We start from the raw sequence: 17,477 nt of genomic DNA on the forward strand, positions 1-17,477 counted from the left end.
GCGATGTCGTCCTGACGCTCCGGGGCGCGCGCATCGTTTGGTCGGACCAATGGCCGAGATACCCCTCCCCACTATCCGAACCCGCGATTTGATATATAGTCCCCCCCGGTATATGAAGGGACCACCATGAGCCACACCATCCAGGAAAAACAGAAGCTGCTGAACCGCGTCCGCAGGATCAAGGGGCAGGTCGAGGCGATCGAACGCGCGCTGGAAGACGAGCGCGGCTGCAACGAGATCCTGCGTCTCATCACGAGCGGACGCGGCGCGATGAACGGCCTGCTCGCCGTCGTGCTGGAAGATCACATCCGCAGCCATCTGGTCGACGCGGAAGGTCACGACGACGAAGGCAGCGCGAGCGAGCAGCTGATCGAAGTCGTTCACAGCTACTTCAAATGACCGGAGGCGCAATGAGCCGTTTCAGCGATGAGGCCTTCGGCGCAGGGCACGATCACATTTTTCTCGGCGCCGCGCACGAGCAGAACGAGCGCAGGACCTGGACCGTCATCGTGCTGTGCGCGGCGATGATGGTGGCCGAGATCGTCGGCGGGTCGATCTTCGGCTCGCTGGCGCTGGTCGCGGACGGGCTGCACATGTCGACGCACGCCGGCGCGATGCTGATCGCCGCCTTTGCGTATACCTATGCGCGCAAGCATGCGAGCGACCCGCGATTCGTGTTCGGCACCGGCAAGCTCGGCGATCTCGCCGGCTTCACGAGCGCGATCGTGCTCGCGATGATCGCGCTGCTGATCGCGTACGAGGCGGTCAGCCGGATGCTGGCGCCCGTGCCGATTCACTTCGGCGAAGCGATTCCGATCGCCGTGCTCGGGCTGGTGGTGAACATCGCGAGCGCGTGGCTGCTGAGCGGCGATCATCACGGTCATGGCCATCATCACGGGCATGCCCACGGACATCATCACGACCACGACCACGAACATGAGCACGACCACGACGCGGAAGCGCACCGGATCGTCGACGGGCAGCACGCATTCGCCGTGTCGGTGTTCGAGGACGGCGTGCCGCCCGTGTTCCGGATCGCGCCGGCGACGCACGACGCGGCGCTCGTCGACGCGGCCGCCGTATCGATCACGACGCTGCGTCCGGACGGCAGCCGCCATACGTTCGCGATGCAAAGCCGCGACGGCTATCTGGAGTCCATCGAGACGATCCCCGAGCCGCATGCGTTCACGGCGATCGTCCGGCTGAACGGCCGCGAGCACGCGCTGACGTTCGCCGAGAGCGAGCACGAGCACGGCGCCTCGGCGGCGGCCCGCGATCACAACATCCGCTCGGCCTACATCCACGTGCTCGCCGACGCGGCGGTGTCCGTGCTGACGATCGCCGGCTTGCTGCTCGCGCGTGCGTTCGGCTGGCTGTGGATGGATCCGCTCGCTGGCATCGTCGGCGCGCTGGTGATCGCGAACTGGTCGTACGGGCTGATGCGCGACACGGGCAGCATCCTGCTCGACATGAATCCGGATCGCCGCCTGGCGGACAGCGTGCGCGCCGCGCTCGAAAGCACCGGCGACCGGATCCGCGATCTGCACGTGTGGCGGCTCGGGCCGGGGCACATGAGCGCGGTCGTCTCGGTGCTGACCGACGACCCGCAGCGCGATGCGCGCTACTACCACCGCGTGCTGCAACGCTTCGGCAGCCTGTCGCACGTGACGGTCGAAGTCGTGCCCGTGACGCGAGGGCAATGACGATGGCAGTCAAGTCGCCGTGCGTCGAGGTATGCTCGTTCGACGGCCGCACCGGCTACTGCGTCGCGTGCCTGCGCACCCGCGACGAAGCGCGCGGCTGGAAGAAGATGACGGATCACCGGCGTCATCAGATCGTCAACGACCGCGCGCGGCGGCATGCCAGGCTCGCGCGCGACACACCCGATTGATCGCACGATGAACACGCCCGCACCGATTCGACGCAAGCAGCCGATCCCGCGTACCGTCTGGGCGCTGGGCCTCGTGAGCCTGTTCATGGATCTGTCGTCCGAACTGATCCATGCGCTGTTGCCGATCTATCTGGTGACGACGATGGGCATGAGCGTCGTCGCGCTCGGCGTGCTCGAAGGCGCCGCCGAAGCGACCGCGATGATCGTCAAGGTGTTCTCCGGCGCGATCAGCGATTGGCTCGGGCGCCGCAAGGGGCTGCTGCTCGTCGGCTACGGCCTCGCGGCGCTGACCAAGCCGCTGTTTCCGCTGGCGTCCACGCCGGCCGTGGTCGTCGTCGCGCGCCTGCTCGATCGCGTCGGCAAGGGGATTCGCGGCGCGCCGCGCGATGCGCTGGTGGCCGACGTCGCGCCGCCCGAGATCCGCGGTGCATGTTTCGGCCTGCGTCAGTCGATGGACACCGTCGGCGCGTTTCTCGGCCCGATGTGCGCGATCGTGCTGATGCTGGGGTTCGCCGACCACATCCGGATCGTGATGTGGTTCGCCGTCGTGCCCGCGTTCCTCGCGATCGCCCTGATCGTGTTCGGCGTGCGCGAGCCCGAGCATGCGGCGCCGCAGCGCGGCTTTCGTTCGCCGCTGCACTGGCGCGCGTTGCGCGAGTTTCCGCGCGCGTACTGGTTCGTCGTCGCGGGCGGCGCGGCGTTCACGCTCGCGCGCTTCAGCGAGGCGTTCCTCGTGCTGCGCGCGCAGCAGACGGGCCTCGACGCCGCGTGGATTCCGGGCGTGATGGTCGTGATGAGCATCGCGTATGCGCTGTCCGCGTGGCCGGTCGGCGTGCTGTCGGACCGGATGGACCGACGCATGCTGCTGGCGGCGGGCATGGTGCTGCTGATCGCGGCCGACCTGCTGCTCGGTCTCGGCGGGTCGATGCCGACGATGTTCGCCGGCGTGGCCGTATGGGGCCTGCACATGGGCTTCACGCAGGGCATCCTCGCCGCGATGGTGTCGGAAACATCGCCGGCCGCGCTGCGCGGCACCGCGTTCGGCGTATTCAATCTGGTCAGCGGGATCTGCATGCTGCTCGCCAGCAGCATCGCCGGCGCGCTGTGGACGCACTTCGGCGCATCGACCACGTTCGTCGCCGGCGCGGCGCTGGTCGTGGTGCCGCTCGCGCTGTGCCGCCTCATGCCGCGCGTCGCGCCGCCGGCGGCGTGAGGTGGCGTGAGGCGATGCACTGCGCGTGCGTCGGGCGGCGCTCGCGCTGACACAGCCGCGACTGCATCCGCGACCGGCGACTTTCCCCCAGTTGCCGAATCGATCCCCAGCCATTGAGCCGCGCTCTCCCCGTTGAGCCACGCTCCACCCGCAACTCCCCCTCCGCAATTTTTTTCGATTTATCTGCCGCTATTCTCGGCGTTGTCGAAGATCGGATGTACGCGCGATGTAATACCGACCGCGCCGGACGATTCCGCGGAAGTATTTACGCAACGCCGAGGTACGCACCGTCCGGCGCGCCCTTCACATGAGTGATTCCATCGTTCAGGAGAGCGTCTGCCATGGTTGCCGGAAAATCGCTTCGCGCCGTGCTGCTTGCCGTGTCGATCGCCGCGGTCGCGCCGCCCGGCCACGCGGGCAATACCACCGACTGGCTCGCGAACACCTACGGCACGCTCGCCGCGCACGTCGGCAACGTCGCACGGGCGATGTGGGTCGCGCCCGAAGGCGTGATCTACACCGCATCGATGTGGGACGAGTATGAGGGCGGCGTCGCGATCTACCAGAACGGCAAAAGCATCGGCTCGATCGGCACGCATGCCGAATTCCAGGGCAGCGCGATCACCGGCAACGCGACGTCGTTGTTCGTCGCGCTGCAGCCGGGCAGCGGATACGGCAGCGGCGCGGTCGGGCGCTACAACCGCGCGACGCATTACCGCGACCGGCTGATCCTGGTCACCGCCGCGACGAACCAGCCGCGCATCGACGTCGTCACCGGGCTTGCGACGGCCGGCACGCTGCTCTACGCGAGCGATTTCTACGGCAACCGCGTGCGCGTGTTCACGACCGACGGCGTATGGCAGCGCGACATCGGCGTAGCGGCGCCGGGCGCGCTCGCGCTCGACGGCGCGGGCAACGTATGGGTCGCGCAGAAGCGCGCGGGAACGATCGTCGAATACAGTCCGGCCGGCGCGCTGCTGAACACGATCCGGCTGCCGGCCGGGTCGCAGCCGTCGGCGCTCTATTTCGATGCGGCGGCCGGGCAATTGATGGTCGGCGACGAAGGCCCCGACATGAACATCAAGCGCTATGCGGTGACGGGCCGGCCGGCGCTGGTCGGCACGTTCGGCGTGCGCGGCGGCTATCTCGACACGACCACCGGCATCAAGGGGCAGGTCGGCGCGCAGCGCTTCACGCGCATCGCGGGCATCGGCAAGGATACGGGCGGCAACCTGTACGTGTTGAACAACCCGTGGGGCGGCAGCTGGGATCTCGGCCGCAACGGCGCGACCGACCTTCACGCATACGGCAGCACCGGCGGCCTGCGCTGGACGCTGCAGTCGCTGAACTTCGAGGGCATCTCCGCGCCCGACCCGGTCACCGACGGCGCGCTGTTCTACAGCGGCACGCACGTGTACCGCGGCACCGCGGGCGGCACGTTCGTCGCGAACACCGTCGATCCGTTCGCGTATCCGGCCGACCCGCGCATCAACATGAACGACCCGCAGCGCGACGAGCACTTCGGGCTGCTCACGGCGGTCGGCGCGAACCGGATTCTCGTCGTGGCCGGGCAGAATCCGCCGGTCTATTACTTCTTCCATTTCGATGCGGCCAACGGCTACATCGCGATTCCCGACGGATCGATTCCGGGCCCGGCATTCGACACGACACGGCGCGTGTCGGCCGGCTTCAGCATCGACAGCAAGGGCGGCGTATGGGCCGGCCTCGACCACACCGGCGCGATCTATCACTATCCGCTCGCGAGCTTCGACGCGAGCGGCAAGCCTTCATGGGGCGCGGGCGTGCCGACGCCGATTCCCGCCAGCATCCAGCCGCTCACGCGCATCGTCTATCTCGCCGACAGCGACACGATGGTGCTCGCCCAGGGTGTGGCGGGCAGCACCGACTGGACCTCGATCGGCACGCGCATCGAGGTCTATCACGGCTGGCTCGCGGGCAACACGACGAGGCCGAACCCGGTGATCACGCTGCCGCACAGCGGCGCGAAGTCGATCGACGCTGCCGGCAATCATCTGTTCGTGGGTTACTGGTTCAGCAGCAGCGGCCCGCTGTGGCCGAACATCGACGCGTTCAATCTCGACACTGGCCGGCTCGACACGACGCTCGTCAATGCGAGCCCGGCGACCGTCGATACGAGTAGCGCGATCGACGCGATGTACAGCGTCCGCGCGTACCGCCGCGCGAACGGCGAATACGTGGTGACGAAGAACAACGTGAAGGGCAACAGCATCACCGTCTATCGCTGGACGCCTTGAGGCGGCGCGACGGCCGCGAGCGTTCACTTCGCCGCCGCGGCGTTGCCGTCGATGGCTTGCGTTTGTAAAGAAGCGATGACGAGGAAACGGGAAAGCGCGCGCCGGTCGGCCGGCACGCGCTTTCCCATTCAGATGCGACCGAGCAGCACCAGTATCACGACGATGACCACGATCAGGCCAACCGAACCGGACGGCCAGTAACCCCAGCTCCGACTGTGCGGCCACGCCGGAAACGCGCCGATGAGCAACAGAATCAGAACGATGATAAGGATCGTACCGAGCATCGCATCCCTCCTGAGATTGTTGGAAAAGACGATGTCTGGCGTCGCAATTCCTGTGCCGCGGCGAGCGGCGTGACGGTTGACGGGCGTGTTCACGCACCGGGGATTCACGCAATGAATGCCGATAGATTCAGAAAATAAATTTCAAAAATGCATACGCGATCGCTATGCTGGTCTTTCGGCACCGCTTCGATGGATACGCAATGGCTGAACTCTTTCTGGTACGGCACGGGCAGGCGTCGTTCGGGACGGACGACTACGACCGGCTGTCCGCGCGCGGCGAGCAGCAGGGCGTCTGGCTCGGCGAGTATTTCGCGCGCCAGGGCCTGACCTTCGACCGGGTGATCTGCGGGACGATGAACCGGCATGCGCAGACGGTCGACGCGATCCTGCGCGGGATCGGCGGCGAACGCGTGACGGTCGACCGCCATCCGGGCCTGAACGAATATGACTTCCACGGGCTGTTCGCGGCCGCCGCGCACGACTATCCGGAGATCGCGCGGCTCGCGGCCGGCTCGATGAAGGAGCACTTCCGCGCGCTGCGGCAGGTGCTGCATCTGTGGGCCGACGACCGGCTCGGCGACACGGCGCCCGAAACCTGGGCGCATTTCCAGCAGCGCGTCGCCGCCGCGCGCGCGGCGATTCGCGACGGCGGCAGCCAGCGCGTGCTCGCGGTGAGTTCGGGCGGCCCGATCGCGGTGACCGTCCAGCAGGTGCTCGCCGCGCCGCCCGCGAGCGCGATCGCGCTGAACCTGCAGATCCGCAACAGCAGTCTTTCGCAGTTTTTCTTCAACGCCGACGCGTTCCATCTGGCGTCGTTCAACGGCATCCCGCATCTCGACGATCCCGAACGACACGCATGGCGCACCTACGGCTGACCCAACGAACGATCGCGACGATGACCCATCCTGCCCCGCCCCTCGACGCAGCCCGCCTGACGCGCTATCTGGAAGCGCACGTGCCGGGCTTCGAAGGCCCGCTCGACCTGGAGAAGTTTGCCGGCGGCCAGTCGAACCCGACGTACCTGCTGCACGCGAAAAGCGGCCGCTACGTGCTGCGCCGCCAGCCGCCCGGCGAACTGCTGAAGTCCGCGCATGCGGTCGACCGCGAATTCCGCGTGCTGAGCGCGCTGTCGGGCACTGCGGTGCCGGTCGCGCGTCCGTATCACCTGTGCGAAGACCGCGACGTGATCGGCAGCATGTTCTACGTGATGAGCTTCGAGGACGGCCGCATCTTCTGGGATCCGGCGCTGCCGGAGCTGCCGAAGGCCGACCGCGCGACCTGCTACGACGCGCTGATTCGCACGATGGCCGCGCTGCACGACGTCGACGTCGATGCGGTGGGCCTCGCCGACTACGGTCGCCCCGGCAACTACTTCGAGCGCCAGATCGGCGTGTGGACGAAGCAGTATCGTGCGGCGCAGACGGAGCGCCTCGACGCGATGGAGACGCTGATCGACTGGCTGCCGCAAGCGTGCCCCGACGACGCGGGGCGCCCGGCGCTCGTGCACGGCGACTTCCGGATCGACAACGTGATGTTCGCGCGCGACGACTACCGCGTGCAGGCCGTGCTCGACTGGGAGCTGTCGACGCTCGGCAATCCGCTCGCCGACCTCGCGTACTTCTGCATGTGTCTGCGGCTGCCGGCCGGCACTCAGGTGCGCGGGCTCGCGGGCCAGGATCGCGCCGAACTCGGCATCCCGGACGAAGCGGCGATCGTCGCGCGCTACTGCGAGCTGCGCGGGATCGAGCCGATCCGCGACTGGCATTTCTATCTCGCGTTCAGCTTCTTCCGGCTCGCCGCGATCGCGCAGGGCGTGAAGGCGCGCGCGCTGCAAGGCAACGCGTCGAGCGAACAGGCGCTGCGCGTCGGCGCGATGGCCGGCCGGCTGGCCGAGCTGGCCGTCGACGTGATCGGCGCGCGGCGCTGACGCCGCAAACACGGCCGCGCGGCCGCACGACAACATATCGATGGAGGAGCACAGCAACATGGCAACGAACCTGTTCGACCTGACGGGCAAGATCGCGCTGGTGACGGGCGCGAGCCGCGGCATCGGCGAGGAAATCGCGAAGCTGCTCGCGCAGCAGGGCGCGCACGTGATCGTGTCGAGCCGCAAGCTCGACGACTGCCGGGCCGTTGCGGACGCAATCGTCGCGGCGGGCGGCCGCGCGGAAGCGCTGGCCTGCCACGTCGGACGAATGGAGGACATCGCCGCGACGTTCGAGACGATCCGCGGCCGGCACGGCCGGCTCGACATCCTGGTGAACAACGCGGCGGCGAATCCGTATTTCGGGCACATCCTCGACACCGATCTGGCCGCGTACGAGAAGACCGTCGACGTGAACATCCGCGGCTACTTCTTCATGTCGGTCGAGGCCGGCAAGCTGATGAAGGCGCAAGGCGGCGGCGCGATCGTCAACACCGCGTCCGTGAACGCGCTGCAGCCGGGCGACCGGCAGGGCATCTATTCGATCACGAAGGCCGCGGTCGTGAACATGACGAAGGCGTTCGCGAAGGAATGCGGGCCGCTCGGCATCCGCGTGAACGCGCTGCTGCCGGGCCTCACGAAGACGAAGTTCGCGGGCGCGCTGTTCGCCGACCAGCAGATCTATCAGGCATGGATGGAGAAGATCCCGCTGCGCCGTCACGCGCAGCCGTCCGAGATGGCCGGCACGGTGTTGTATCTCGTGTCGGACGCGGCGAGCTATACGAATGGCGAATGCATCGTCGTCGACGGCGGCCTCACGCTCTGAGCGCGCGACGACCTACGACGGCCTGCGGGCCTTTTGAACCGAACGAACACGTGCAATTGCGAGGAATCGATCATGGATTTTGGCTATACCCCGAAGGTGGAAGAACTGCGTGAGCGCGTGCGTGCGTTCATGGATGCGCACATCGTGCCGCGCATCCGCCAGTGGAACGACGAAGTGCATGCGGGGCACTACCCGGTGTCGTTCATGGAGGAATTGAAGGCGCGCGCGAAGGCCGAAGGGCTGTGGAATCTGTTCCTGCCGCATCTGAAGGAAGACGAGCCGGGCACGGCGCTGACGAACCTCGAATACGCGCCGCTCGCGGAGATCATGGGGCGCGTCGCGTGGGCGTCGGAGGTTTTCAACTGCAATGCGCCGGACACCGGCAACATGGAGTTGCTGCACATGTTCGCGACGCCGGCGCAGCGCGACGAGTGGCTGCTGCCGCTGCTGCACGGCGAGATCCGCTCGGCGTTCGCGATGACGGAGCCCGACGTCGCGTCGTCGGATGCGACCAACATCACGACGCGCATCGAGCGCGCCGGCGACGAGTACGTGATCAACGGCCGCAAGTGGTTCATCACGAATGCCGCGCATCCGAACTGCAAGATCTTCATCGTGATGGGCAAGACCGACCCGGCGGCGGAAGCGCACCGGCAGCAGAGCATGATCCTCGTGCCGCGCGACACGCCGGGCGTGACGGTGGTGCGCAACATCACCGTGGTCAATCACTACGCGCCGGAAGGGCACTGCGAGATCACCTTCGACAACGTGCGCGTGCCGGCGCGCAACCTGCTCGGCGACGAAGGCAGCGGCTTCGCGCTCGCGCAGGCGCGGCTCGGGCCGGGGCGCATCCACCATTGCATGCGCTCGATCGGCGCGGCAGAGCTCGCGCTCGAGCTGATGATCGATCGCGCGCAGTCGCGCGAGGCGTTCGGCAAGCCGCTGAACCGGCACGGGACGGTCGGCGAATGGATCGCGCGCTCGCGCATCGAGATCGACCAGGCGCGGCTGCTCGTGCTGAAGGCCGCGTGGATGATCGACAAGGTCGGCGCGAAGGCCGCGCGCAAGGAAATCTCGATGATCAAGGCGCTCGTGCCGACCATGTACACCGACGTGTGCGACCGCGCGATGCAGGTGTTCGGCGCGATGGGCCTGAGCCCGGACACGCCGCTCGCCGATCTGTGGAGCTGGGGGCGCGCGCTGCGCTTCGCAGACGGCCCGGACGAGGTGCATCTGCAGTCGATCGCGCGGATGGAGATCAAGGGCGCCGTGCGCGGCGCGACCGAGCCGTATCTGACGCGCCCGCCGCGCGACTGAACGTGTCGCTGCGATGTCGCTGCGATGTCGCGGCGAGCGCGCGCGAGCGGACGCGAGGTGGCCGAACCCGACGCGCGCGCCGTATTAAGATGCCGGCAAGGAGATCCGGCGATGCGCCTTTCGAAGATTGACCTGAACCTGTTCGTCGTATTCGATGCGATCTACAACAAGCGCAACCTGACGCGCGCGGCCGAAGTGCTGAACCTCACGCAGCCGGCCGTCAGCAATGCGCTCGCGCGGCTGCGCAAGACGCTGAACGATCCGCTGTTCGTCAGCACGCCGGCCGGGATGATGCCGACGCCGATGGCCGAGAACATCGTCGGCCGCGTGCGCGAGGCGTTGCAGCTGCTCGACTCGAGCGCGCACGAGGGCGACGTGTTCGATCCCGCGTCGTCGGAGCGGGTGTTCCGGTTGAGCATGAGCGACCTGACCGAGGCGTTGCTGCTGCCGGCGCTCGGCGAGCTGCTGCAGACGCATGCGCCGGGCATGCACGTGCGCAGCTATACGCTGGACCGCCGCGAAGTGGCGACCGCGCTCGCGAACGGCTCCGTGGACATCGCGATCGACGCGCCGCTGATCGGCGATCCGCACCTGTGCCAGGCGCTGCTCGTGCGCGACCGCTACGCGTGCATGATCCGCGAAGATCATCCGTTCCGGCGCGATGCGCTGACCATGGACGACTACCTGTCGATGGGGCACATCCACGTGTCGAGCCGCCGCAAGGGCAGCGGGCACGTCGACGCGGAGCTGACGCGCCTCGGGCTGCGCCGCACCATCCAGATGCGCGTGCAGCACTACATGGTCGCGCCGTTGATCGCGATGCGCGGCGATCTCGCGCTGACCGCGCCGCTCCGGCTGCTGCAGCGCTATCCGGCCCGCATCCTCGAACTGCCGTTCGAGATGCCGGCGCTCGAATACTTCTGCTACTGGCACCGCAGCGCCGACCAGGATCAGGGCAGCCGATGGTTGCGCGAGCAGCTGATGACGCTGATGGGCGGGATCGGCGAGCCGCAGTGATGCATCGCAGTGACGTGCCGCAGTGATGTGCGCGCCGCTTGCTAACGGTCTTCGTCGAAGCGCGCCGATGCGGGGCGGCGCTTCATCTCCTTCAGCCAGCGCCGGACGTTGTCCGGATCCTCGAACTCGCGCAGCGTGACGGTCAGGTCCTGAATGCTGCGCTGCATGCCGGCGATGTCACGCGCGAGCAGGCGCACCACGGTGTCGGGCGCGATCTTCACGGACGGCGCGATGCCGTAGGTTCGGCGGAAATCGTTCTCCACGTGTTCGATCTCGCGGTCGAGCTCGCGCAGCTGCTCGTCGAGGATGCCGTTGTAGCGCGTCAGCCGCGCTTCGCCGAGGCCGGCGATCGCATGCCGGTCGATCTGTTCGATCTCAAGCTGAAGCTCCAGCAGCTGCAGCAGGTTGCGCTTCGCATAGGCGTGGTTGACCCGCTGCATCAGCGCGGTCTTGCGTTCCTGGTCGTGCGGATCGGTGGCGCGATCGGGATGCAGCGCGCTGGCCAGCTTGCGGTAGATCTCGCGGATCGACTTGCTCGATTCGGCCTGCTCCGCTTCGGCGCGCGCCTGCGCGGCTGTCTGCTTCGGCGTCTTCCTGCGCTTCGCGCGCTGCGCCTCGCGTGCCGCGTGCGCGGCCATGTCGCGCTCGAACTGCGCGTCGAGCTCGGCTTGGAGCCGTTGCGCCAGTTCGTCGGGTGACAGGGCATCGAGATCGTCTGCCGCGTCGGCGCCGGGCGCGGGCTGCGGATCGGCCGCTGCGCTGCCGGCCGGCCCGCTTGCATGATGGCGATCGTAGACGCGCTGCAGCGCCGCGTCGTCGGCGGCGTCGAGCACGTCGCGGGCCATGTCCGCGATCAGGTCGGACAGCGTGCGCTGCTCGGCCTTGCTGAGTCCGCTACGCAGGAACGCGTCGTCGAGCAGATGAATCAGCCGCGTGCGCAGCGCCGCCGATTCGCGTTCGAGCGGCAGCAGCGCGTCCACGAACTTCTTCTGGAACGCCGGCGTGACGGCGTCCCACGCCGCGAGGCGCTCGCGCCGCTTGTCGATGCGCTCGACGAGCGTGTTGAAGGTCTTCTGGGCGTCGGACAGGCGGGCTGTCTCGTGACCGGGCGCGATCGCAATCGCGGCACCGCGGCGTGCGGTCATGATGTGGGGTCCTCCGGCCGCGGCGGGACGCGCGGCAGGCCGGTATTTTAGCTGGACGCGAGAGGCCGCTGTGCGGCGGTGTGCCCGCGCATGCGTCGATCTTCACGCGCGCACTGCGCATCGGCACCCCACACCTCATCGGTTCGCTGCCGCGACGGCCGCTGCGCCCGACGACGTGCGCGGTGCGCCGCCCGAGCCGTAGGCCGCTTCGCCGCTGCGGTGTTCGGCGGCGCGCTTCTCCTCGAGGCGCGCCTGCGCGGCGACGATGCCTTCCGGGTAGTTGTCGGCGTCGCCGGCGGATGGATCGTAGCCGACCGATTCGAGGTCGAGCAATTCCTGGCGAACCTGTGCACGGGTGAGCGGCGACTGCGCATACGATGCGCGCGGTGCGGCGAGCAGGACGGTCGCGGCCGCGCAGAGCGTCGCGAAGGTGACGATGATGGATTTCATGATTTCCTCGGAGGGTTTCGCTGCGGTTCGTCGCGCACGCGGCGGGCCGCAGCGACGAAACGAATCGATACGCGTGGAACGCAACGCACGTCACGCGGCGGCGGCCGTCGCCACGGTCATGTCCGGTCGCGCCGCCACCGCGCGCAGCATGCTGACCGACGGCAGCCTGAAGCGCTCGGCGGCGAGATCGACGAACGCGCGCACCTTGCCCGGCAGGAACTCGCGGCCGGGATACACGAGCGACACGGCGACGCCGTCGCTGACGAGTCGGTAATCGGCGAGCACGCGTTTCAGCGCGCCGCTGCGCAGATCGCTCGCCACCGCGAATTCGGGCAGCAGCGCGATACCGCCGCCCGCAAGCGCGAGCTGACGCTGCATCAGCGCGCTGTTCACTGTGACGCGCGGCTCGACGTGGAGCGCGTCCACGGTGCCGTCCGGGGCAACCCACCGGCACGTCTTCGCGCCTGTCGCGACGCCGACGATCCGGTGCGCGGCGAGGTCGGCGGGCTGCTGCGGCGCGGTCATGGCGAGCAGGTAGCCGGGCGATGCGACCGCGACGAGCGGCGCATGGGCCAGCGCGCGCGACACGACCGAGAGCGACGAGATCATCGTATCGGCGACGATCCCGCAGTCGAAGCCACCGCCGAGCAGATCGACTTCCGACTCGGTCAGCGTGATGTGCAGCGACACCTCGGGATGGCGCGACTGGTACTCGGCAAACAGCGCGGCCAGCTCCGGCGACATCAAGCTGTGCAGCACGACGACGTTCAGATCGCCGCCGATCCGGCTCGATTCCTGCGTCGCGCGCGACTCGATCTCGGACAGGTCGGCGAGCAGCGAGCGGCAGCCTTGCGCATAGCGGACGCCGACTTCGGTGAGCACCGTCTTGCGCGTCGAGCGTTGCAACAGCTTCACGCCGAGGTGCGATTCGAGATCGCCGACATAGCGCGTCACGAGCGACGGCGACAGGTTCAGCTGGTGAGCGGCATGGGAGAAGTGATGCGTGTCGGCAACCTTGAGAAAGACCCGCATCGCACTGAACAGATGATTCACGACGATTCCTGTTGGAAGGGGCGGTGGCGGCGGCGGATCAGCTGCCGAAGTAGACGTTGCAGAAGCTCGCCGGGCCGATGCAGCCGGCCTCAGGTGCATTCGGTGCATCGGGCGTGCGGGTCGGGGCGACGCGCACCGGTGCGGCGACGGCCTTCGTTGCGGTGGCGCCGTGTGCGCATGCGTCATCGCCTGCATGCGCGGCGGCGACCGCTACGACAGAGGCGATGCTGCTCGATTGCTGCTGCGAGGCGGGCGCCGCCGGTTGCTGTTGCGCGGACGCGGGTGCGGTGACCGTGATGCCGCAAAGCGCGATGAAGGTGGCGAGAACGGAAAGGGAAGCGGACCGGGACATTCAGGATTCCAATTAGACCAAATGGGTTTTACACGCGTTCGATTCGGGACGTGGGCATCGCCGACGCAGGCCGTCGATGGCCGGGAGCGTGTCAGATTCTTCTTGTCGAGTGTGTCGGCGTGCTACGGAAGGATCGTGCGACATGGGCGCCGGGCCCGTCGACGCCGCTATTCGGCGCGACCGATTCACATCGAATCGATGAGGGGAGAATGATGGAAAACCCTGAGCGTGTCCAAGGCGTATTTCCGATGCGGTCGATAAGGCGGATCGATCGTTGATCGATGCATGCGCAACGAAACGACGACGCAAGAAACGACCGCCGCATCCGCGATGCGGCGGTCGATCGATCTGGCGATTGCGGTGGAGATTGCGGCGGCGCCGCCGCCGTCAGCCCTGCTCGCGCGCCGTCAGCGTACGCAGCGACGACAGGCTGCCATGGTCGAGCATCTCGCGCACCAGCTCCGCGAATGCCGTCGACGCGACCGTGCGATACGCGCCCTTGCGGCGCAGCAGTGCGACGGTGCGCACCGGGAACGGCGGGTCGAGCGGCACGTATTGCAGATCGCGATGCTCGAACTCGATCGTGCCGGGCAGGATCGTCGCGATCTTGCCGCGGCTCACGATCTTCAGCACGGCGCTGATCGAATTGGCCTGCAATGCGACGTCGGGCTGCATGTCGTACGACTGGAAATAGCTGTCGACGTAGAAGCGCGACACGAAGCTCGTCGTCAGCAGTGCGAGCGGCGTATCGGCGAGCTGCGTCGGCGTGACGGGCTCGCGTTGCGCGGTCAGCGCATGCGTGCGGCCGACCACCAGCATCAGCTGTTCGGGAAACAGCGCTTCGGCCTCGATTTCGTCGGAGCGCACATCGACGAAGCCGAACGCGAGGTCGACCTGGTCGTCGCCGAGTGCGGTCTCGACCGCATCGAGCGACATCTCGGTGATCTCGATCACGATGCCCGGATAGCGTTCGTGGAACTGCTCGATCACCGGCGCGACGAGGTATTCGGTGAAGGTCGGCGTGAAGCCGATCCGTAGTTGCCCGCGCGACAGGTCGTGCACGTCGTGCAGCGCGCGTTGCGCGGTGACCAGATCGTTGTGCGCGCGGCGCACGTATTCGAGGTACACGCTGCCGAAGTCGGTGAGCTGTACCACGCGGCCGCTGCGATCGAACAGTTGCGCGCCGAGCTCGTCCTCGAGCTGGCGCACCTTCTGCGACAGCGCCGACTGCGACACGCTCAGCGCTTCGGCGGCGCGCGTGAAATTGCGATGCTCGTCGATCGCCAGCAAATAACTGATGTTGCGAAGCAGCGGGCTGCGTTGTGTGAACTTCATCTTGCGCGGATTGATTCGCGAGTCGCGTGGGGCGGGCATCCCGCCATTATGCGCCGGCCGCGCGAGCATCGGATCGTCGACGGTGCTCATTGCCAGCCGCCTCCGAGCGCGAGGAAGGTCGCGATCTGGTCGTCGTTCACCTGCTGCCGTGCCGCGGCGACGGCCGTTTCGGCCGCGAGCCACGTGCGCCGCGCATCGAGCGCGACGAGGCCGCCGACCCGGCCGCCATGGCGCAGTTCGTCGGTACGCTCCATCACGTCGCGCGCGGCGTCGCGCGCTGCCTGCAGACGTTGCAGGCGTTCGAGCGCGGCGGCGTACGTGTTCAGCGACGTCTCCGTTTCGCGCAACGCCGTGAGCACCGTCGCATCGAAATGCGCGAGGCTCGCGCGGCTGTCGGCGCGGGCCGCGTCGATGCGGTCGCGGATCGCGCTGCGATGCAGATCCCAGGTCACCATCGGCCCGACCGCGAAGCGGTTCGTCAACGGCGTGAGGAACGCGGCCGCGCCGCCGGTCGAGCCGATGCTCGCGCCGAGCTTGATGTCCGGATACAGCGCCGCGGTTTCGACGCCGATGCGCGCGGTCGACGCGGCAAGCCGGCGCTCGGCCGCGCGCACGTCCGGACGGCGCGCGAGCAGCGCGCGGCCGTCGCCGGACGGAATCGGCGCGGCCAGTTCGAGCGGCTTGCGGCACGACAGCAGCGCGCGATCGTAGTTCTCCGGCGGCTCGCCCATCAGCGTCGCGAGCCGGAACGCCGCATTCAGCCGGCGCGCCTGCAGCGGCGCGAGCGCCGCGCGGCTGTCGTCGATCGCACCGCTGTCGCGCTGCGCTTCGAAGCTCGGCGCGCGGCCGTTAGCGATCAACTGGCGCGTCAACGCGAGGCGCTGCTGCTGCAGCGCGATCGCCCGCTGCAGCACGTCGATCCGGTTTCCGGCATTGCACAGGTCCGAATACGCGCGCGCGACTTCGGCGGCGACGTTCACGCGCACCAGATCGCGCGCGGCGGCGACGGCCTCGTGGTCGGCGGACGCCGCCTCGATCCCGCGCCGGATGCCGCCGAACAGATCGAGGTCGTAGCTCATCGTGAAGCCGATGTTGTAGATCTCGTGCCGCGGCGGCTCGACGTGCGACAGCACCGCTGCGGCGGATTGCTGCGTGTAGTTCGTCGACGCGTCGAAGCCCGCGCTCGGCTCGCGCGCCGTGCGCGCCGCCGCGAGCAGCGCGCTGCTGCGCTCGAGGTTCGCCTGCGCGGCGCGCAGATCGACGTTGCTCGCGAGCGCCCGCTCGATCAGCGCGTCGAGCGCCGGATCGTCGTACAGCCGCCACCAGCGAGCGGGCAACGGCGCATTCGACGCGGCCGTTGCACCCGCAACGAACGCGCCGCTGGCGGCCGGCGCGTTCGCGAGCGCGGCAGGCGGCACGCGATAGTCCGGGCCGACCTCCGCGCAGGCGGCGAGCGCGAGGCCGAGCGCGGCGATCCACGCTTTGCGCACGCTCACCATGGCAGGCTCCGGCGCACCGTGACGTCGCCGGCGCGTGCGTGAATCTCGACCGACGCGGTCTGCCCCGGCACGAGCCGCACGCCGGGCGGCACCGAATCGATCGCGATGCGCACCGGGATGCGCTGCGCGAGCCGCACCCACGTGAACGCCGGGTTCACGTTCGCGAGCTGCGCGTCGCCTCCCGCGCGCTCGCGGTCCTCGACGCCGCCCGCGACGCTCTGCACGTGGCCGCGAATCTCGCTCGCGACGCCCATCAGATAGATGCTGGCCGGATCGCCGACGTGAATCGCGGGCAGCTTGGTTTCCTCGAAGTAGCCTTCCACGCGCAGCGACGTGTCGTTGACCAACGCCATCGCGCCCTTGCCGGCGCTCAGGTACACGCCGGGCAGCAGCCCGACGTTGGTCACGGTGCCGTCGACCGGTGCGCGCACGAGCGTCCGTTCGAGGTTCAGCGCCGCGAGGTCGCGCGCGGAATGCGCCTGCGCGAGCGCCGCGCGCAGCTTCTCGACGCGCGTCGCGCCCTGTTGCGCCGACTCCTCGGCCACCACGTCGGGCATCGCGCGATTGCGGCGGTCTTCGCGGATCGCCTCGTCGAGTTCGGCCTGCTCGCTCGCGAGGTTCGCATCGGCCTGTTCGAGCGCGATCCGGTAGCGGGACGGATCGATCACCAGCAGCACCTGGCCCTTCGTCACTTTCTGGTTGTCGTGCACGCGCACGTCGGTGACGAGGCCGCTCACGTCGGGCGCGATCGGCACCACGTCGGCGCGCACCTTGCCGTCGCGCGTGAGCGGCTCGATCTGGTAACGCACCCATAGTCCGTAGATCGCGGCGACGATGCCGGCGAGGATGGCGGCCGTCAGCACGGTACGCAGCAGCGGAATGATTCGCTTCATGT

General features: G+C 68.2%; 18 protein-coding genes. 10 read left to right on the top strand and 8 right to left on the bottom strand.

Going from position 1 to position 17,477, the window contains the following annotated elements:
- The first annotated feature begins 126 nt into the window (after positions 1–126).
- The 5 genes from C3Y15_RS08815 (at position 127) to C3Y15_RS08835 (ending at position 5,380) form a co-directional block, all read left to right on the top strand.
- Positions 127–399: a metal/formaldehyde-sensitive transcriptional repressor gene (locus C3Y15_RS08815; RefSeq protein ID WP_011881211.1), complete on the top strand. Its 273-nt coding sequence runs from the start codon at positions 127–129 to the stop codon at positions 397–399.
- An 11-nt stretch (positions 400–410) separates the two neighbouring features.
- On the top strand, positions 411–1,703 hold the full coding sequence (gene dmeF, locus C3Y15_RS08820) for a CDF family Co(II)/Ni(II) efflux transporter DmeF (protein WP_069246575.1): 1,293 nt from the start codon (positions 411–413) through the stop codon (positions 1,701–1,703).
- Positions 1,704–1,705: 2 nt separating this feature from the next.
- Positions 1,706–1,891 (top strand): DUF1289 domain-containing protein, encoded by a 186-nt coding sequence (locus tag C3Y15_RS08825; RefSeq protein ID WP_011881213.1) that lies wholly within the window; start codon positions 1,706–1,708, stop codon positions 1,889–1,891.
- 7 nt (positions 1,892–1,898) lie between these two features.
- Positions 1,899–3,104 (top strand): MFS transporter, encoded by a 1,206-nt coding sequence (locus C3Y15_RS08830; RefSeq protein WP_069246574.1) that lies wholly within the window; start codon positions 1,899–1,901, stop codon positions 3,102–3,104.
- A gap of 341 nt (positions 3,105–3,445) precedes the next feature.
- Positions 3,446–5,380: an SMP-30/gluconolactonase/LRE family protein gene (locus tag C3Y15_RS08835; protein WP_059888845.1), complete on the top strand. Its 1,935-nt coding sequence runs from the start codon at positions 3,446–3,448 to the stop codon at positions 5,378–5,380.
- Between the two features lie 128 nt (positions 5,381–5,508).
- Here C3Y15_RS08835 and C3Y15_RS08840 read toward each other — a convergent pair whose 3' ends face one another.
- On the bottom strand, positions 5,509–5,664 hold the full coding sequence (locus tag C3Y15_RS08840; protein WP_011881216.1) for a DUF3309 family protein: 156 nt from the start codon (positions 5,662–5,664) through the stop codon (positions 5,509–5,511).
- 200 nt (positions 5,665–5,864) lie between these two features.
- On the opposite strand from C3Y15_RS08840, the gene C3Y15_RS08845 reads away from it, so the two are divergent.
- The 5 genes from C3Y15_RS08845 (at position 5,865) to C3Y15_RS08865 (ending at position 10,748) form a co-directional block, all read left to right on the top strand.
- The gene (locus C3Y15_RS08845; RefSeq protein WP_011881217.1) at positions 5,865–6,539 is read left to right on the top strand and encodes a histidine phosphatase family protein; all 675 of its coding nucleotides are present in this window, start codon (positions 5,865–5,867) and stop codon (positions 6,537–6,539) included.
- Positions 6,540–6,559: 20 nt separating this feature from the next.
- Positions 6,560–7,591 (top strand): phosphotransferase, encoded by a 1,032-nt coding sequence (locus C3Y15_RS08850; RefSeq protein ID WP_034193721.1) that lies wholly within the window; start codon positions 6,560–6,562, stop codon positions 7,589–7,591.
- A gap of 58 nt (positions 7,592–7,649) precedes the next feature.
- A complete protein-coding gene (locus C3Y15_RS08855; protein ID WP_011881219.1) occupies positions 7,650–8,414 on the top strand; it encodes an SDR family oxidoreductase in 765 nt (254 codons plus the stop codon).
- A 72-nt stretch (positions 8,415–8,486) separates the two neighbouring features.
- A complete protein-coding gene (locus tag C3Y15_RS08860; RefSeq protein ID WP_011881220.1) occupies positions 8,487–9,731 on the top strand; it encodes an acyl-CoA dehydrogenase family protein in 1,245 nt (414 codons plus the stop codon).
- A gap of 111 nt (positions 9,732–9,842) precedes the next feature.
- Positions 9,843–10,748: a LysR family transcriptional regulator gene (locus C3Y15_RS08865; RefSeq protein WP_059462821.1), complete on the top strand. Its 906-nt coding sequence runs from the start codon at positions 9,843–9,845 to the stop codon at positions 10,746–10,748.
- 41 nt (positions 10,749–10,789) lie between these two features.
- On the opposite strand, the gene C3Y15_RS08870 is transcribed toward C3Y15_RS08865, so the two are convergent.
- The 7 genes from C3Y15_RS08870 to C3Y15_RS08900 form a co-directional block, all read right to left on the bottom strand.
- Positions 10,790–11,893, bottom strand: a complete 1,104-nt coding sequence (locus tag C3Y15_RS08870; RefSeq protein WP_069239865.1) for a J domain-containing protein — start codon at positions 11,891–11,893, stop codon at positions 10,790–10,792.
- Between the two features lie 135 nt (positions 11,894–12,028).
- The gene (locus tag C3Y15_RS08875; RefSeq protein ID WP_069239866.1) at positions 12,029–12,343 is read right to left on the bottom strand and encodes a DUF4148 domain-containing protein; all 315 of its coding nucleotides are present in this window, start codon (positions 12,341–12,343) and stop codon (positions 12,029–12,031) included.
- A gap of 90 nt (positions 12,344–12,433) precedes the next feature.
- Entirely contained in the window at positions 12,434–13,396 is a 963-nt protein-coding gene (locus tag C3Y15_RS08880) for a LysR family transcriptional regulator (protein WP_014724326.1), read from the bottom strand.
- 37 nt (positions 13,397–13,433) lie between these two features.
- Positions 13,434–13,748, bottom strand: a complete 315-nt coding sequence (locus C3Y15_RS08885) for a hypothetical protein (RefSeq protein ID WP_034193718.1) — start codon at positions 13,746–13,748, stop codon at positions 13,434–13,436.
- A 387-nt stretch (positions 13,749–14,135) separates the two neighbouring features.
- Positions 14,136–15,173: a transcriptional regulator CynR gene (gene cynR / locus C3Y15_RS08890; RefSeq protein WP_045578322.1), complete on the bottom strand. Its 1,038-nt coding sequence runs from the start codon at positions 15,171–15,173 to the stop codon at positions 14,136–14,138.
- The gene (locus C3Y15_RS08895; RefSeq protein WP_034193716.1) at positions 15,170–16,582 is read right to left on the bottom strand and encodes a TolC family protein; all 1,413 of its coding nucleotides are present in this window, start codon (positions 16,580–16,582) and stop codon (positions 15,170–15,172) included. Before C3Y15_RS08895 ends, cynR begins: the two co-directional genes overlap by 4 nt.
- Positions 16,576–17,475, bottom strand: coding sequence for an efflux RND transporter periplasmic adaptor subunit (locus C3Y15_RS08900; RefSeq protein ID WP_014724331.1), 900 nt, complete (start codon positions 17,473–17,475; stop codon positions 16,576–16,578). The genes C3Y15_RS08895 and C3Y15_RS08900 overlap by 7 nt, the downstream gene beginning before the upstream one ends.
- Between the last annotated feature and the right edge of the window lie 2 nt (positions 17,476–17,477).

Source organism: Burkholderia sp. B10 (genome assembly GCF_004368385.1).
GTDB classification, from domain to species: Bacteria; Pseudomonadota; Gammaproteobacteria; order Burkholderiales; family Burkholderiaceae; genus Burkholderia; species Burkholderia vietnamiensis.

Coding starts and splice junctions, on each gene's coding strand:
- C3Y15_RS08815 (WP_011881211.1), top strand. CDS start 127: ATGAGCCACACCATCCAGGAAAAACAGAAGCTGCTGAACCGCGTCCGC.
- dmeF (WP_069246575.1), top strand. CDS start 411: ATGAGCCGTTTCAGCGATGAGGCCTTCGGCGCAGGGCACGATCACATT.
- C3Y15_RS08825 (WP_011881213.1), top strand. CDS start 1,706: ATGGCAGTCAAGTCGCCGTGCGTCGAGGTATGCTCGTTCGACGGCCGC.
- C3Y15_RS08830 (WP_069246574.1), top strand. CDS start 1,899: ATGAACACGCCCGCACCGATTCGACGCAAGCAGCCGATCCCGCGTACC.
- C3Y15_RS08835 (WP_059888845.1), top strand. CDS start 3,446: ATGGTTGCCGGAAAATCGCTTCGCGCCGTGCTGCTTGCCGTGTCGATC.
- C3Y15_RS08840 (WP_011881216.1), bottom strand. CDS start 5,664: ATGCTCGGTACGATCCTTATCATCGTTCTGATTCTGTTGCTCATCGGC.
- C3Y15_RS08845 (WP_011881217.1), top strand. CDS start 5,865: ATGGCTGAACTCTTTCTGGTACGGCACGGGCAGGCGTCGTTCGGGACG.
- C3Y15_RS08850 (WP_034193721.1), top strand. CDS start 6,560: ATGACCCATCCTGCCCCGCCCCTCGACGCAGCCCGCCTGACGCGCTAT.
- C3Y15_RS08855 (WP_011881219.1), top strand. CDS start 7,650: ATGGCAACGAACCTGTTCGACCTGACGGGCAAGATCGCGCTGGTGACG.
- C3Y15_RS08860 (WP_011881220.1), top strand. CDS start 8,487: ATGGATTTTGGCTATACCCCGAAGGTGGAAGAACTGCGTGAGCGCGTG.
- C3Y15_RS08865 (WP_059462821.1), top strand. CDS start 9,843: ATGCGCCTTTCGAAGATTGACCTGAACCTGTTCGTCGTATTCGATGCG.
- C3Y15_RS08870 (WP_069239865.1), bottom strand. CDS start 11,893: ATGACCGCACGCCGCGGTGCCGCGATTGCGATCGCGCCCGGTCACGAG.
- C3Y15_RS08875 (WP_069239866.1), bottom strand. CDS start 12,343: ATGAAATCCATCATCGTCACCTTCGCGACGCTCTGCGCGGCCGCGACC.
- C3Y15_RS08885 (WP_034193718.1), bottom strand. CDS start 13,748: ATGTCCCGGTCCGCTTCCCTTTCCGTTCTCGCCACCTTCATCGCGCTT.
- cynR (WP_045578322.1), bottom strand. CDS start 15,173: ATGAGCACCGTCGACGATCCGATGCTCGCGCGGCCGGCGCATAATGGC.
- C3Y15_RS08895 (WP_034193716.1), bottom strand. CDS start 16,582: ATGGTGAGCGTGCGCAAAGCGTGGATCGCCGCGCTCGGCCTCGCGCTC.
- C3Y15_RS08900 (WP_014724331.1), bottom strand. CDS start 17,475: ATGAAGCGAATCATTCCGCTGCTGCGTACCGTGCTGACGGCCGCCATC.